The 16,763-nt window shown below is 34.6% G+C and carries 16 protein-coding genes; 7 read left to right on the top strand and 9 right to left on the bottom strand.

The window, feature by feature from the left end:
• The first annotated feature begins 20 nt into the window (after window positions 1-20).
• Entirely contained in the window at window positions 21-1,253 is a 1,233-nt protein-coding gene (locus tag ACEWK1_RS03430) for an aminopeptidase (protein ID WP_212134394.1), read from the top strand.
• Window positions 1,254-1,402: 149 nt separating this feature from the next.
• Window positions 1,403-2,326: a CobW family GTP-binding protein gene (locus ACEWK1_RS03425; RefSeq protein ID WP_212134392.1), complete on the top strand. Its 924-nt coding sequence runs from the start codon at window positions 1,403-1,405 to the stop codon at window positions 2,324-2,326.
• A 54-nt stretch (window positions 2,327-2,380) separates the two neighbouring features.
• Here ACEWK1_RS03425 and ACEWK1_RS03420 read toward each other — a convergent pair whose 3' ends face one another.
• Window positions 2,381-3,295 (bottom strand): ketopantoate reductase family protein, encoded by a 915-nt coding sequence (locus tag ACEWK1_RS03420; RefSeq protein WP_212134390.1) that lies wholly within the window; start codon window positions 3,293-3,295, stop codon window positions 2,381-2,383.
• Window positions 3,296-3,461: 166 nt separating this feature from the next.
• On the opposite strand from ACEWK1_RS03420, the gene ACEWK1_RS03415 reads away from it, so the two are divergent.
• Both ACEWK1_RS03415 and ACEWK1_RS03410 read left to right on the top strand, forming a co-directional pair.
• Window positions 3,462-5,183, top strand: a complete 1,722-nt coding sequence (locus tag ACEWK1_RS03415; RefSeq protein WP_212134388.1) for a sensor histidine kinase — start codon at window positions 3,462-3,464, stop codon at window positions 5,181-5,183.
• A gap of 9 nt (window positions 5,184-5,192) precedes the next feature.
• Window positions 5,193-5,924 (top strand): LytR/AlgR family response regulator transcription factor, encoded by a 732-nt coding sequence (locus tag ACEWK1_RS03410; protein WP_121661250.1) that lies wholly within the window; start codon window positions 5,193-5,195, stop codon window positions 5,922-5,924.
• 88 nt (window positions 5,925-6,012) lie between these two features.
• On the opposite strand, the gene ACEWK1_RS03405 is transcribed toward ACEWK1_RS03410, so the two are convergent.
• The gene (locus tag ACEWK1_RS03405) at window positions 6,013-7,632 is read right to left on the bottom strand and encodes an ABC-F family ATP-binding cassette domain-containing protein (protein WP_098798064.1); all 1,620 of its coding nucleotides are present in this window, start codon (window positions 7,630-7,632) and stop codon (window positions 6,013-6,015) included.
• A 221-nt stretch (window positions 7,633-7,853) separates the two neighbouring features.
• Window positions 7,854-8,351: a spore coat protein gene (locus ACEWK1_RS03400; protein WP_121661249.1), complete on the bottom strand. Its 498-nt coding sequence runs from the start codon at window positions 8,349-8,351 to the stop codon at window positions 7,854-7,856.
• Between the two features lie 178 nt (window positions 8,352-8,529).
• On the opposite strand from ACEWK1_RS03400, the gene ACEWK1_RS03395 reads away from it, so the two are divergent.
• Window positions 8,530-8,955: a hypothetical protein gene (locus ACEWK1_RS03395; protein ID WP_212134386.1), complete on the top strand. Its 426-nt coding sequence runs from the start codon at window positions 8,530-8,532 to the stop codon at window positions 8,953-8,955.
• 98 nt (window positions 8,956-9,053) lie between these two features.
• Here the strand turns inward: ACEWK1_RS03395 and ACEWK1_RS03390 are convergent, their stop codons facing one another.
• Entirely contained in the window at window positions 9,054-9,941 is an 888-nt protein-coding gene (locus ACEWK1_RS03390; protein ID WP_121661247.1) for a CPBP family intramembrane glutamic endopeptidase, read from the bottom strand.
• Between the two features lie 13 nt (window positions 9,942-9,954).
• Window positions 9,955-10,566 carry a LysE/ArgO family amino acid transporter gene (locus ACEWK1_RS03385; protein WP_121661246.1) on the bottom strand — a complete coding sequence of 204 codons (612 nt, stop codon included), beginning with the start codon at window positions 10,564-10,566 and terminating at the stop codon, window positions 9,955-9,957.
• A 244-nt stretch (window positions 10,567-10,810) separates the two neighbouring features.
• Between ACEWK1_RS03385 and ACEWK1_RS03380 the strand changes: the two genes are divergently transcribed.
• Entirely contained in the window at window positions 10,811-12,253 is a 1,443-nt protein-coding gene (locus ACEWK1_RS03380; RefSeq protein WP_212134384.1) for a carbon starvation protein A, read from the top strand.
• 141 nt (window positions 12,254-12,394) lie between these two features.
• Window positions 12,395-12,655 carry a hypothetical protein gene (locus tag ACEWK1_RS03375; RefSeq protein ID WP_121661244.1) on the top strand — a complete coding sequence of 87 codons (261 nt, stop codon included), beginning with the start codon at window positions 12,395-12,397 and terminating at the stop codon, window positions 12,653-12,655.
• A gap of 11 nt (window positions 12,656-12,666) precedes the next feature.
• On the opposite strand, the gene ACEWK1_RS03370 is transcribed toward ACEWK1_RS03375, so the two are convergent.
• The 4 genes from ACEWK1_RS03370 to ACEWK1_RS03355 all read right to left on the bottom strand — a co-directional run.
• Window positions 12,667-13,593: a DUF4349 domain-containing protein gene (locus ACEWK1_RS03370; RefSeq protein WP_212134382.1), complete on the bottom strand. Its 927-nt coding sequence runs from the start codon at window positions 13,591-13,593 to the stop codon at window positions 12,667-12,669.
• A gap of 128 nt (window positions 13,594-13,721) precedes the next feature.
• Window positions 13,722-14,282: a signal peptidase I gene (gene lepB, locus ACEWK1_RS03365; RefSeq protein WP_212134380.1), complete on the bottom strand. Its 561-nt coding sequence runs from the start codon at window positions 14,280-14,282 to the stop codon at window positions 13,722-13,724.
• Between the two features lie 182 nt (window positions 14,283-14,464).
• Entirely contained in the window at window positions 14,465-14,887 is a 423-nt protein-coding gene (locus tag ACEWK1_RS03360; protein WP_212134378.1) for an organic hydroperoxide resistance protein, read from the bottom strand.
• Window positions 14,888-15,185: 298 nt separating this feature from the next.
• Window positions 15,186-16,763, bottom strand: a 1,578-nt coding sequence (locus tag ACEWK1_RS03355) for a PTS fructose transporter subunit IIABC (RefSeq protein ID WP_416635736.1), incomplete at its 5' end; no start/stop codon positions are given.

Below are 16,763 nucleotides of genomic sequence, written 5' to 3'. Positions count from 1 at the left end.
GGATGAAGGAGGTTTTTTTCTTGAGTAATTTCAAACAAAACTTAGAAAAATATGCCGAACTAGCAGTTCGAGTAGGGGTAAATATTCAGCCAAATCAAAACTTAACGATTAACGCATCTACAGAAGTTGTAGAATTTGTACGTCTTGTTGTTAAAAAAGCTTATGAAGCTGGAGCACGTAATGTATATGTTGAATGGCATGATGATGTGATTACGAGAACTCGTTTTGAACTTGCTTCAGAAGAAGCATTAAGTGATTATCCTGAATGGAAAGCGAAAGGCTTGGAAACATTGGCTGAACATGATGGTGCTTTTATGTCCATCATTTCTTCTGATCCTGATCTTTTAAGTGGAATAGATCCAAAACGAATTGCTGCTTCTACAAAAGCTGCTGGAATGGCGCTGACAAAATATCGAAATTATTTACAAGCAGATAAAGCTAGTTGGACAGTCATTGCAGCACCTTCTAAGGAATGGGCCGCAAAGGTGTTCCCTAATGAAACCGAAAATAAACAAGTTGAAAAACTATGGGAAGCCATTTTTAGAACAACTCGTATTGATCAAGCTGATCCAGTTGAAGCATGGAAACAGCATAATGATTCATTACATACAAAAGTAGACTACTTAAATAATAAAAGATACAAAAAGCTTCATTACAAAGCAGAAGGTACAGATCTTACGATTGAATTACACCCTACTCATACATGGGTTGGTGCTGGTAGTGAGAACGAAAAAGGCAATTTCTTTATGGCTAATATGCCTACAGAAGAAGTTTTTACCGTTCCATTACGTAATGGCGTAAATGGTGTTGTTCAAAGCACGAAGCCCCTAAGCTATAGTGGTAATTTAATCGACAACTTCTCACTAACTTTTGAAGATGGAAGAATTGTTTCAGTAAAAGCAGAAAAAGGTGAAGCAGTCTTAAAGCAACTTGTTGAAACCGATGAAGGTTCACATTACTTAGGTGAAATTGCTTTAGTTGCTCATGATTCTCCTATATCACAGTCAGGTATTCTTTTCTATAACACACTTTTTGATGAAAACGCATCTAACCATTTAGCAATTGGAAACGGATATGCATTTTGTGTTGAGGGCGGAAAGAAAATGTCTCGTGAGGAGCTTGAAAAAGTAGGTGTAAACTCCAGTCTTACCCATGTTGATTTCATGATTGGTTCAGCTGACATGGCCATCGATGGTATTAAGGAAGACGGAACATCTGAACCAATCTTCCGCAATGGAACTTGGGCTTTCTAACTTTCAATTAGCAAAAAGGTCTGACAAAAATGTCAGACCTTTTTAAATATGTTAAGATAAATTTTGTATCAATTTTATTAGCCAATTTAGCGTACCACCCAAATAGTTAATAAAGAAAATAAATAAGAAGTCACGATAAGGAGTTTAGTATGAAAAAGGTTGACGTATACATATTAGCCGGTTTTCTAGGAGCGGGAAAAACAACACTTCTTCAAAACATTCTTACCCAAGAACATCAGAAAAACAGAAAAATTGCTGTTATTATGAATGAACTAGGAGAAATTTCAATAGATTCTGATGCTGTTTCTAAGGATACACCCTTAAAAGAGTTGCTAAACGGTTGTGTTTGTTGCACAATTCAAGGTCAGCTTGAGGTTCAACTAAATCAAATGCTTCATGAATATGAGCTGGACGCAATCTATATAGAAACTACCGGGGTTGCCCATCCAATTGAGGTACTTGATGCATGTTTATCTCCCCTTTTTGCTGAAAAGCTGGATGTTAAGGGCATTATCACTTTAGTAGATGCAAAAAGATGGCAGGACCAAGAAAAGCTAAGCATTCAATTGCGTAAATTACTAATAGAACAAGTAACACATGCTGATATCGTTCTTTTAAATAAAACAGACTCACTATCCGAGAATGAAAAAGCAAAGTTGGTGGCAGGTATTCAAGGGTTAAATCCAAACGGAAAATTATACATGACTGAGCATGCGAAGATACCACTCTCTGCCATTCAACCACAACAATTAGGTGAAAAAAAACACCATGAACAATCACATGTTTCTAAGAACCTACACTTACGAAGCTATGTTCACACCTTTACAAATCCCATTGATTTAGATCAATTTGAAAAATTTCTAAGGGAGATGCCCGATACTATTTACCGAATTAAAGGTTATATAACCTTTACTCATTCTACTGAGTCCTTTCTTTTTCAATACTCCTATGGCATGCCGTTATACATGAAAGAACAGATTAAAAGAAAACAAACTCTTGTTTTTATCGGGGAAAATCTAGATCATAAACAACTAAAGCAACAGCTCGCTACAGTAGAAATCGTATCAAATTAACTCGAGAAGGCAAGCATTACATCTTGTAAGCTTGCCTTTGTTCTATCAAAATCCTTATTGTTTTCCATAGGTTTCAAGGTTTGCATAGACAATTTTCAGATAAGGAGTATTCACTTTGTGTTTTTCTGACTCAGAAAGCAGATAGCCTTGTAAATGATCAGCTTCAACTTGAAAGCCTTTTTCCATATCTCTTTGCATAGATGACTTCATCGTATAATCCATTTCTTTTACTCTATTTACCTGAACCTCTTCAATACCATCTACTATCGGTGCATTCATTTTACGCATAATAGAACCAATTTCAAAAAATAATCCTTCAATTACTTCTAAGCCATGTTCTGTTTTAAGAATTGGTCCAATACTTGATCGAAACAACGAGGTAATACCCGATAATCCAGTGATAAACATATATTTATGCCACATATCCTGTAAAATTGTGTTACTTCTTTTAATTGAAGCTTTAGTATGTGAAAACACATCTTCTATTTTCTTAATTCTTTCGGTTTCTTCTCCAGAAAGTTCTCCATACACTAAATCATGACTTGGGCTTGTTTGGATGATGGTACCTTCTTCATTAACAGTAGATTCTACAAAGCAAAGGCCACCTATGATTTGTTCTTTTGCAAATATATTTTGAAGTTCATAAAGATGTTTAATACCATTTAACATTGGTATAATTGTCGTCTGAGTTCCAACAAACGGTTTAATGTCTTGTATAGCCTGATTAAAATGATACGATTTCGTACCAATCATAATAACATCATATACCTCAACATCAGATTCTGTAGTTAAAACCGTTTTCGGTTGAAATGTATAGTTGCCATGAATGCTTTCTATTTTTAAGCCCTTCTCTTTTATTTGCTTTTGACGGCCTTCTCTTACTAAAAATGTCACATCTACACCTTTCTCATGAAGTCTTCCTCCAAAATAACCTCCTACTGCACCTGCACCAACTACTAAAACTTTCATTGTATTCTCTCCCCTGTATGTTTATTTTGCTTTAATAGAATCTTCTTATTAAAGTATAAGTAAGCGATAACAATTTGTCATGTTATAAACTCTTCCCTTTTAACAAACTCTACTTCCGATCATCAGTGTGCTAAAATATGTACAAATAATAGCGAGGTGTGTAAACATGTTTGTGTTATTTTTGACGATGCTCGAAAGATTAGGAATCATTGTTACCGTTGCTCTTATTATGACAAGGTTGCCTTTCTTCAGACATATGATTGAACGAAACGAAATTAGTAGAAAACAACAATATTATGCAATTTTATTCTTTGGTGCTTTTGGTATAATTGGTACATATTCTGGTATAACGTTTGATTCAACCTCTTTACAGTTTGACAGATGGGCCTATGCTCTAGGAAACGAGGAAGCAATTGCCAATTCAAGAGTTATTGGTATTATTATTGCAGGACTACTGGGTGGGTATAAAGTCGGTATTGGTGCTGGTTTATTAGCTGGAATTCATCGATATTCTCTCGGCGGGTTTACTGCTTTATCTTGCGGAATATCTGCTATACTTGCTGGAATTCTATCTGGATTTTTTTATAGAAAAAAAGCTCGTCTAAATTTGTCAACTGCATTATTTGTTGGAGCTTTGGCCGAGACAATACAGATGCTTGTGATCCTCCTCATTTCAAGACCATACAATCAAGCGTTACAGCTTGTAGAAGCAATTGGTCTACCAATGATTGTTGCAAATGGTGTTGGATCAGCTATTTTTCTTCTCATCATACGAAACGTCTTAAATGAAGAAGAAAAAATTGGGGCATTGCAAGCACAAAAAGCACTGAGATTAGCAGAGCAAACTCTTAGTTATTTAAGAAATGGGCTAACGTTAAAAACCGCAGATGTTGTGTGTAGAATCATTTTAAAAGAGGTAGATGCCTTGGCCATCTCTGTAACAAATCAAGAAAGAATTCTAGCTCATGTTGGAATGGCTGATAATCATCACAAAGCTAATCAAAAGATTCAAACAACCCTAACAAAACAAGTTCTTGAAAATGGAAAGCTCACAATTGCCAAGCAAGAAGATATTCAATGTCAAGAAAAAAACTGTCCATTAGGCGCCGCTGTTATTGCCCCTCTAAAAATAAGGGACGAAACAATTGGAACATTAAAATTTTATTTTCAATCTGAAAAGGATATTTCTTATTTAGTTATCGAATTAATTAGAGGGTTAAGTTCATTGCTCAGCAACCAATTAGAAATTGCAGAAGCCGAACAAGCAAAACAATTAGCAAACGAAGCAGAAATTAAAGCGCTTCAAGCACAAATCAGCCCTCATTTTTTATTTAATTCATTAAACATTATTGTCTCATTAATTCGGACAAACCCTGACTTAGCAAGGAAGTTACTTTTATCTTTATCACAGTTTTTCAGAAAAAATCTAACAGGAACAACGACAAAATGGACTACCCTTGAGGAGGAGCTTGCACATGTAAGAGCTTATCTCTCTATAGAGGAAGCAAGATTTGTTGATAAACTATCTGTTGAATACGATATAGATCATCAGGCTTTATCTCAAAGAGTTCCTACACTAACTTTACAACCTATTGTTGAAAACGCCATCAAACATGGAATAAAAGATTTGGATAAGAATTGCTTAATAAAAATTTCTATTAGACATAAGGGTACTAGTATATTTGTAACAATTGAAGATAACGGAAAGGGGATTGAGCTTAGTCGATTAAACTCTTTAGTAAAAAGTATTGTTGAGTCCAAACAAGGCACTGGCTTTGGGTTATATAATGTGAATCGAAGACTTTTGCTCATGCTCGGAGAGGAAAGCACACTGCGTATTTCTTCAAAACTTAATCAAGGTACAGCCGTGTCTTTTAAGGTAAAGTAGGAGGACAAAATGAAAAAGAGACAAATCAAAATATTGATTGTTGATGACGAACGCTATAGCAGGGATGAATTAAAACACTTACTTTCAGAGCATGATATTATTCATGTTGTTGGTGAGGCAGACTCAGGCGAATCTGCCTTAGTTAAAACTTTGCAACTAAAGCCAGATGTTGTTTTTTTAGATATTGAAATGCCTAAAATGAATGGAATGGAAACAGCTATGGCAATGAAGGAATTAAAGCATCAACCTCTCCTAGTTTTTGCAACAGCCTACCCTTCATTTGCAGTAGACGCCTTTCGTTATGATGCAATTGATTATGTATTAAAGCCTTTTGAAGAAGAGAGATTGCAAGAAACAATTGGTAGATTGGAAGACCGCTTAGTAAATATAATCCCCCAGCAAGAAGAATTTCCATCAAAATTGGCTGTGGAAAGTGATGAGGGAATTGTCTATATTCACCCAGACGACATTCTCTATTTATATCGTGATGAACGGGTAACGAAAATTGTTGGCAGTGTATTTAAATATGAAACAAAAACTCCTTTAAAAGATTTAGAAATACGACTAAAGGACTTTAGTTTTTTCAGAATACACAAAAGTTATCTTGTTAATTTAAAATATGTAACAAAATTAATTCCATGGTTTAACGGAGCTTATCAACTTGAACTGAAAGGTTATTCTGAGCAACTTTCAGTTAGTCGTAATTACGTAAAAGCCCTACGTGAACGGTTAGAGATCTAAACCTCAATATTAAATTTTTCACAAAAAGGTAAACTTAACTAGAACAAAAAAATAGCTAGTATGAAATTTTCATACCAGCTATTTTTAATTAAGCATATAATTGCTTTACTTGCTTTTGAACATTATCATCTTCTAAAAATTCATCGTAAGTCATTTGTTTATCAACTAAGCCATTCGCAGTTATTTCAATGATACGATTCGCAATTGTTTGAACAAACTGATGGTCATGAGAAGTAAAGATCATTGCGCCTTTGTATGCTGTTAGACCATTATTTAAAGCCGTAATTGATTCAAGATCTAAGTGGTTCGTTGGTTCATCTAGTAAAAGCACGTTAGCTCCACTAAGCATCATTTTTGATAACATACAACGAACTTTCTCTCCTCCAGACAATACACTTGGCTTTTTCAAAACTTCTTCACCAGAGAACAGCATACGGCCTAAGAAGCCACGTAAAAAGCTTTCACTTTGGTCATTAGGAGAATATTGACGTAACCAATCCACTAAATTCGGCTCATCACCTTTAAAATATTCGCCATTATCTTTTGGGAAATATGCCTGAGAAGTTGTTACACCCCATTTAAATGAGCCACTATCAGGTTCCATTTCCCCGGCTAAGATTTTGAAAAGAGTTGTAATCGCAATTTCATCTCGACCAACTAATGCAATTTTATCTTCCTTATTTAAAGTAAAGCTAATATTATCTAAAACTTTTACACCATCAATTGTTTTTGATAATCCTTCAACACGCAAAACATCGTTCCCTATCTCACGCTCAGGTGTAAAGTTTACATAAGGATAACGACGAGAAGATGGTTGTATGTCGTCTAAGGAAATCTTATCTAATAATTTTTTACGTGATGTTGCTTGTTTTGATTTCGAAGCATTAGCGCTAAATCTCGCAATAAAGTTTTGAAGCTCTTTAATTTTTTCTTCTTTTTTCTTATTAGCTTCTTGCCCTAGTTTAAGTGCCAATTGACTAGACTCATACCAAAAGTCATAGTTTCCAACATAGATTTTAATTTTAGAGAAATCTAAATCAGCAATATGCGTACAAACTTTGTTTAAGAAATGACGGTCATGAGATACTACAATAACGGTATTCTCAAAGTTGATTAGGAATTCCTCTAGCCATTGAATTGCATGGATATCAAGATGGTTTGTTGGCTCGTCCAGAAGAAGAACATCTGGCTCACCAAAAAGCGCTTGAGCTAAGAGTACTTTAACCTTATCTCCACCTGTTAAATCTGCCATCTTCTTTGTATGAAGGTCCTCTGAGATACCAAGTCCTTTTAAAAGGATTGCAGCTTCACTTTCGGCTTCCCAACCATTTAGCTCAGCGAACTCACCTTCTAACTCAGCCGCCTTCATACCATCTTCATCTGTGAAGTCAGCTTTCATGTAGATAGCATCTTTTTCTTGCATTACTTCATAAAGGCGTTTATGACCCATAATGACAGTTTTCAAAACTTCATGCTCTTCATATTCAAAATGATTTTGTTTTAGTACTGCTAAACGTTCACCAGGTGCCATGCTAACATCACCAGATTGGGCTTCAATCTCACCTGATAAAATTTTAATAAATGTTGATTTCCCGGCTCCATTTGCCCCGATTAAACCGTAGCAGTTACCCGGAGTAAATTTAATATTAACATCTTCAAAAAGCTTGCGATCTCCAAATCGTAAGCTAACATTCGTTACTTGAATCATGAAACATCCTCCACAAATAAGGGTAATCCCTATATCTTTATTTTTTAGTAATCATTATGCCATTAATGAAAAATAGCAGTAATGAATAAAGCTAGACACATTTTTACAGACATGCCTATTATAATGGAAATTCCTAGTGATATCAATGAATACAGAAAAACAGGTGACAAAAGATGTATAAACAGAAGGAAGCACCCCATATTGGTTGCTTCCTTCCCTTCCTACATAGATAAAGCTTTTTTTGCGAGATTTATATCATTGTTAAGTAGTTTTTGTAAATTATATGCGGGATAAAAACCTCTTTCATACATGTAATAAAAGATTCTTGCATGAATATTTATAGCTGATTGTAATTGTTTAGCTAGGACACTCCTCAATTCAGGAGTAGCTGTCTCGGTTATTGCCACAGCATAGTTTCTAACTGCCGCTTTTGAGAATGCTAGTAAATCTCCAGCATAAAAAGCTTTATCCATGTCTCTCGAATCTTCCTCTCCACGTGCAGCTAATGGATAAAATTGTAACAATTCTCTAATGTTAGTTTCTAACTCACGGATTGACTGAGAATAAATTGATTTTAAAGTAGGACAACTAATTTTATTAAGACCCTTCTTTAATTTCATTAATCCAATTGACGAAAAAGCTACTAATTCATGTAACTCTAATGTCTCGTGCCAAGCAAGTGTTTTTTGTTTTGGTACATTTTGATATGAATAATTCATTGTCTCTCCCCCTGATCATTAATCCCTATAGCTTTATTCATTAATAGAAAAATGGTCGTTTGTCCTATCAAATATGGGCTGGGAATTTTCTGATTTTATAACCCAGGTTGATAATTTGATGTATAAAATTCATGACAATTGTTAACGACTTAATTTAGGGAACGGAGGTAATCATCATATGATTTCAACACGCGGGGATGCACATAAACTTTATTTAAAGTTTAAAAAAACAGTCGAAAATGGACAACCGCTTCATAAATTAAAAGAACTAAAAGAAATAGAACAAATTAAACATTTCTATCTTTCTATTGATACCTCAACATTAGAGAAAATGTATTATCGAATTTTAAAAGAAAAAAATGGAACAGGAATGATTCCTGTATTTGTATCTGCTGGTCCTTGGCTACTTTTTCTTTTTTCAAAGCAACTTCAAGAATTTTTATTTAAGAACGGCAGTATGCCTTTTGTTATTTTTATTTCCATCTATCTAACAATACTAGTGATAAGTGTTATTCTACATTTTCGAGAAAAATCCTGGGCTGCAATACACCTGACCTTGATAGAAAATATTCTAAAGGAACGACAATCGACACTTGTTCACTAATTAGTTTTCCTTATACGATCACCCACAAAAACTTATACCTTCTGATACTATAAAAAAAGAGCGCGCTAAATAGCACGCTCTATACATGATTAAAGTCTCTATTTCATCTCTTTCTTTTGTTTCTGAAATACAATGATTGTAAATAACACACCAGTGATGATCGTAGTAAGTGTCGATAGCATTGCATTGACATTCGTTGTTACAAACACGGAAGGTATGTCACCATAAACAGTATCGTCCATTGTTAAAAATAAGCAGAGAAACATATTATTTGCTGCATGTGCACCAATAGAGAACTCTGAACTGTTTGTTTTTATTGAAATATACGTCCAAATAAAACCCATTGCTAAATAATCTAGCGCTACCCAAAAGGCTCCATACTCCATTTCTGGGTTAAAAAAGTGAAGACTACCAAAAATCCCGCCAACTATAATAGCAAGCAATATCGGATTTGTCGTAAATTTTGCTCCCCACTGAAGAAGGAACCCTCTGAACAGAAGTTCTTCAGAAGTTGTTTGAATCGGAACCAGAAAAATTACCGCAACCAATAACCACATAAACCTGTTAGCATCAAAATCATTTAAATAATAATCATTTGGGAAAAAGGCATAATCGATTAGTGTAAACACAACTAATAATATAAATAAAACTACATAACCATAAAATACTTTTCCCCAATTAAGGTTTTTATACGGTGTTATTAATGAGATAAACCTTCTTTTTAAGATCGCTTTAACTGCAATAAGTAGACCAAGAATCAAAAAAATGCTTTGCAAGTGTAGTAGGTAAAGATCAACTAAAGGGTCTGTTACCAAACCCGTCTCAAAATCTATCAAACCAGGTTGAACAAGCTCCCCTAATATAAGTGCTACTGTATATGCAACTGTTCCTAAAATAAGCATAAAAGCTAAAATAACAAATAGAGAACCAATATACCTCTTATGCGTATTTTTACCTTCTTCAATTTTGATAAAACTTTGCCTCATCAACAAATCTCCTTTAACTTATTAATTGAAAGATTAAATAAACAGCTACTGCCCAAATAATAAGAGCAGAAACTTTATTTATCTTTCTCAAGTGTTTTCCATTTTGATCAATTTTCTTTATACTTCTTCCTGTCAGCGCGAGACCAACAAACCAAATCCACGAAACAATAATACAAGCTAGTGTAAATAACACCTTGTCTCCTTCATTATAAGCAAGTGAACTCGTCCCAATGACACCAATTGTATCTAAGATTGCATGTGGATTTAATAAAGAAACACTCATCGCAAACATAACTTGTTTTTTTGGAGATAATGAGGAGGATTGGTGCTCCTTACCTGCCTGTTCATCTGACCTCCAAACAGACCAACCCATATAAAGCAAAAACATAATTCCTATCAAAAATATAGTTATTTTTAACCATTCAAATGAAAAAACAATAACAGATACTCCTAGGACTGCAAGAATAATTAAAAATGTATCACAAAGTGCTGCTGTAACAATAACTGGAAGAGCCCGCACAAATCGAGGTTGAAGTGCTCCTTGGTTAAAAACAAACACATTTTGTGCACCTAAAGGAAGAATTAACCCAAATGCTAATAATATTCCATGCAATATTGCTTCCACTTCTTTTCCTCCATTATTTAGAGTTTCCTTTTTTAACAGATATTAACATCATATATGAATACGAATTGTTTTTAAATATATAACTTTAAATCTTACATTCTATTTATTATCACCTGCATCTTGAAAGCGTTTTACTACATGTTACACTCTCTATTTTACATCTTAATCACAAAACACTCCGTTTGAGTTGTTTTTTTGTTAAGATTCATGTAAGCGTATTCATCATTCTAATGGAGGTCCTTTTATGTATACATTTATTGCTGGAATTGTACTATTAATCTTAGGATATTTTATTTACGGTCGTTTTGTAGAAAAAGTCTTTGGTGTGAAAGAAGCAAGAAAAACACCAGCTATCACTCGTAGAGATGACGTTGATTACCTCCCTATGGGCAAGAAACGTAATTCTCTTATTCAATTATTAAATATTGCTGGAGTAGGACCAATCTTCGGACCTATTATGGGAGCATTATATGGTCCAGCCGCATTCATTTGGATTGTCATCGGATGTATTTTCGCTGGTGCTGTTCATGATTATTTGACAGGAATGATTTCAATTCGTAATCGTGGAGCACACTTACCAGAGCTTGCAGGGAAATTTTTAGGTAAAGCAATGAAACATGTTGTAAATGCTTTTGCTATTTTATTATTACTTTTAGTGGGAACTGTATTTGTAACAGCACCAGCCGATTTATTAGCAGGTATTACTCCTGACTGGGTATCATTTGGAGTGATTATAGGTGCTATCTTTATCTATTATATTTTAGCAACACTATTACCAATCGATAAGGTTATTGGTCGTTTATATCCAATTTTCGGGGCTTTACTTTTAATAAGTGCAATTGGTGTAGGTGTCTCATTAGTCATTACCGGTGCACCCATTCCTGAATTAACGTTTGCTAATATGCATCCTGATAAAGCACCGATCTTCCCACTATTATTTTTAACGATCTCTTGTGGAGCCTTATCTGGATTTCATGCAACACAAACACCGATCATTTCACGTACAACACAAAATGAATCTCAAGGTCGCTTTATTTTCTATGGAATGATGATTGCTGAAGGTATTATTGCGATGATCTGGGCAGCTGCAGCTATGAGTTTATTTGACGGCTATAATGGATTAGCTGATATTTTAGCTAATGGTGGTCCAGCTGCAGTTGTAAGTGAAGCTTCTACTGCCATGTTAGGAGCAATTGGTGGAACGTTAGCTGTTCTAGGTGTCATTGTACTACCGATTACTTCTGGAGATACTGCATTTAGAAGTGCACGTATGATCATTGCAGACTATTTAAACATTTCTCAATCTAAAATTATGAGTCGCCTTTGGATTGCGATTCCATTGTTCATTATCTCATTTGCGCTAACTAAAATTGATTTTACACTATTATGGCGTTATTTTTCTTGGGCAAACCAATCAACAGCAGTAATTGCATTATGGGTAGCTTCAATGTATTTGTTCATCGCTAAGAAAAACTATTGGATTGCTATGATTCCAGGGATTTTCATGACAATGGCCACAACCACGTATATTTTGAATGCAGCAATTGGCTTCGGATTATCATTAACAACCTCATATATCGGCGCTAGCATCGTCACTGTTTTAATTATTGGACTCTTTTATAAGGTCGCTATTAAGGCAAGAGAAAATAATTTACAACTTGATGATGACATAAATATTGCAGCATAGCATTATCCCAAAAAAGAAGCAGCTTTCCTGGCTGCTTCTTTTCTTCCATAAGTTCAATTTTTCGTCCTTGTCTTTCTTAAACTCATATTCAATTTATGTTAAAATAAGCTATCTAAAAGTTTAAGGGAGACTATCACTATCATGAAATTACACACTCTAATTGAATACTGCTTACTAATCTTTTTTTCAGGAATTTATTTTGCCTTTCTAGGTTTTGAGTCTAGTGGTGTTACGTTTATTATCGGGGTTATATTCATTTACATCATTATTTCGCTCTCACTAAAGAGAATTCTTCCCCGTTATCACCTTGAGGATAAAAAAATGCCTATTTTAGTTAGTGTACTACTAGTAATAGGTTCTGTCTTTATTACGATGCTTATTTTAACGGTCTTGGCTACATAAAAGCATTTCATTTATTCACCTAAATTAGTTGGTGGTTTTCCTTGATTATGCTTTCTTTTTCTTTTAAAAATGAAAAGCGTAATAAAAAGAATTCCACCTATAAGAATTAAAATCGGTAAACTTCCAACTAAGAAAATAAAAATACTAGACATTGATTTTAAAACAACATTCACACTTTCCATGAACTGCTTCTTTGTCCGCTCCCAAGTATTCAAACCCTCATTATCAAGTCCTGGAACATTTACTTTATCTTCTCTAACTTGAAGGGTTACAGTAGCTAAACTTACTTGATTATCTAAGTAATTCATTCTTCCCTTTACTGTCTCAATTTCTTCTTGAATAGCTGCTAAGTCGCTTGAAATTTTCAATAAATCCTCTGTTTTTTCAGCATTCTCCATAAATTCAAGCAATCTTTTTTCAACAACTTGTTTAGATTTTAAACGTGATTCAAGATCAACAAATTCTTCTGTTACATCTTGACCTGATATTGAACGATCTAAAATCTTTGTACTCCCCTTTTCAACACTCTCCAAAAATAAATGAAAAGATTCCTGGGGTATTCTCACTGTTATTGAACCCTCAACCGTTTCTCCACCATCCACAGAGTAGGAATGAGACTGTACAACATATCCATGTAAAGTTTCTATTTTCTCTTGAACAAATTTCACTGTTTCATCAAAATTCAATACTTTTATAGACAGGTCAGCTGTATAAATAACCATCCTATCACTATCAATGCTATCTTCCTTTTTTTCCTTTTCAACCGTATTTTCTACTGAGCCTGATTCTGATTGTTCTTTCTTTTCCAGTTCCGGAACAGCTTGATCAGCGGATTGACTCGTCGTATTCTCAGTTGCACTCTCACTTGAATTGTTACTACAACCAGTAAAAAGTATAACGAGAAAGAATGAACATAAAAGAAACCTCCACTTTTTCATCTTTTAACACTTCCTTTGTTGTGTTTGACTTATATATGTAGTCGCTTAAAAGTATGAAATGTTACAAAGATATGGAAGATAACATTAAAAAGACGACAAATAATACTTTGTCGTCTTCGTTGTATCAACTATTCTGTTTTACTCAAATGATCAAATGGGAAAAAGATAAATTCAGATTTACCCAAAATACGATCTTTTTCAATTAAACCTAGACCGTTTCGACTATCCATACTATTTAGTCGGTTATCTCCCATAACAAAATAGTTACCGTTCGGTACCTCTATCTCTTCAAAATCATCCGTTAAGTCAATTCCTATACTCTCTGCTTCCTTTTCATTACTATCAAGATATGGTTCCTCTATAACCGTTCCGTTTACATACACTTTTCCATCTTGCGCACTGACCTTATCTCCAGGGACACCTATTACACGTTTTACATAGCGAATGTTTTCTTCTTTGCCATCAATAATAACAATATCACCTTTATCGATCTCACCAATAAATTTTAACGTTTTATTAACAAAAAGACGATCCCCATCATGTAGTGTTGGATCCATTGAAGATCCTTCTACAAGATATGGTTCAAATAAAAAAATACGAATAATCATAGCTAGTCCAACCGCTAGCACAATGGCCTTTGTCCATTCCCACATCTTTGACTTCGTTGTTTCTGTTTCTGTTTGTGACATGAAGATCCTCCTAAATTACATTGCTCTTTTATCATTATACCTTTTTATATGGATATTTTGCCAATAAATATACAATTTCTATAAAAACAATTAATCCCCGAGTGAATGGAAAATTCACCGGGGATTAGAAATAATATTTTGTTTATTTAGTTGATGAAATTTTTACTATTAAAGGTAACTTCTTATTCTACCTCTAGTTCCACTTCAATATTTCCTCTTGTTGCTTTTGAATATGGACAAAATCCATGTGCTTTCTTAACCAATTCTTGAAGCTTGTCCTTTTCAATACCTGTCCCTTTTACTTGTAACGTAACACCAAGTTTAAAACCATCATCAGACTCGTCCTTTAGGAGACTAACATTTGCCGTAACTTCAGACTCAAAGCTCACGTTTTCTTTTTTTGCCATTAATTGTAACGCACCGTCAAAGCATGCAGAATAACCAGCCGCAAATAATTGCTCAGGATTTGTTGCTTCAGGGATTTCCTTGGCTCTAGGTGAACCTGGCATTGCTAATTGTAAATTGATATTGCCATCAGATGACTCAACTCTGCCATCTCGTCCACCGACTGCTTTTACTGTTGATGTAAATAATGGTTTTGACAAGTTTATTCCACCTTTCAATTCTAGCTTTTTCTCTACTACTTTTATTTACCCAACTTTTTTCACTTTTAATCACTTTACTTGAATCAATTTCATAATGTATCATTTGTTACCAAAAAACGTATGAATTTCACATTTAATAATGTTTTTATCCGCGTATTATTCACTAACATGTTCAAGATGAAGAAAAATGTTCGTTTTTTGATTTAAGTGTCATAATTATGAAATTAACTCGCTTATAAAAAAAGCTGACTGATTTCTAGTAAACTAAAAATCAGTCAGCTTTATTAATTACATTCTTTTATTCAGTAACACGCTTCTTTAAAATCCCAAGCATTAATGCAGTAACTACTGCACCAATTACTATAGCTAGTAGATATAAAACTGGGTTACCTTCAACTAAAGGAATAACAAATGCACCGCCGTGTGGAGCACGTAATCCATTTCCGAAGAACATTGCTAAAGCTCCAGCTACTGCAGAACCAGTGATAATGGAAGGAATAACACGACCTGGATCGGCTGCTGCAAAAGGAATAGCACCTTCTGTAATAAATGAAGCACCCATAATATAACAAGTAATACCTGCTTCACGTTCACGTTTTGTAAATTTATTTTTGAATAAAGTAGTAGCTAATGCAATTCCTAGTGGAGGAACCATACCACCTGCCATAACTGCAGCATGCGGAGCAAAGTTTCCAGCATCAATCATTGCAATACCAAATGTGAAAGCAGCTTTATTGATTGGACCACCCATATCTACTGCCATCATACCGCCTAACAGTAAGCCTAGAAGTATTAAGTTTCCTGTACCTAAGTTGCCTAAGAAGTCACTAATCACACCATTTAATGCACTTACAGGTTTATTTACTACAAAGAACATGATCATTCCAACAGTGAATATACTTAAAACCGGATATAACAGAACGGGCTTAATACCTTCTAAAGAAGCTGGCATACCAGATAAAAGTTTCTTTAAAAGTACAACAATATAACCTGCTAAGAAACCAGCAATTAATCCACCCAAGAAGCCTGCGCCACCTTGAGCAGCCATAAATCCACCAACCATACCTGGTGCTAAACCTGGACGGTCTGCAATACTTAATGCAATGAATCCAGCTAATACAGGAATCATTAATCCAAATGCATTTCCGCCACCAATTGTGCTCAATGCTTCAGCAAAGGCGTTATGTGAAGGGTCATTAGGATCTGATGCATGAATTCCAAACATGAATGATAAGGCAATTAAGATACCGCCACCTACAACAAACGGTAACATATTAGATACACCGTTCATTAAGTGCTTATAAAATCCAGTTCTTTCACCACTGCTATCTTCTTTTTTCGACTCTCCACTTCCTTGATAAATTGGAGCATCTTGATTCACAGCACGATCTAATAATTCTTTTGTTTTACGAATACCATCAGCAACTGGAACAATGATCACATGCTTACCTTTAAAACGTTCCATTTCTACTTGTTTATCTGCAGCTACGATAATTGCCGTGGCTTCTTCAATTTCTGCAGGAGTTAAAACATTTTTAGCTCCACCGGAACCATTCGTTTCTACTTTTAACGATAAGTTCAACTCTTTTGCTTTTTCTTTTAATGCATCTGCTGCCATATACGTATGAGCAATACCTGTTGGACATGCAGTAACAGCTAATATTTTACCTGTTTTCCCTTCAGTTGACACAGCTTCATTCTCATCTTCTTGAACATCATATTGGTCGATAATCGCCAACACTTCATCCTCTGTTTTTGCTTGTAGTAACTGATCTCTTACTTCTTGCTTCATTAATATACTTGAGAGTTTTGACAATGCTTCTAAGTGGGTATTGTTTGCGCCCTCTGGAGCAGCAATCATGAAAAACAAATAACT

Source organism: Metabacillus sp. YM-086 (genome assembly GCF_048059995.1).
Classification (GTDB): Bacteria; Bacillota; Bacilli; order Bacillales; family Bacillaceae; genus Metabacillus; species Metabacillus litoralis_B.
Note: the sequence above shows the minus strand (reverse complement) of the source record. Positions and strands in the feature narration are given on the sequence as shown.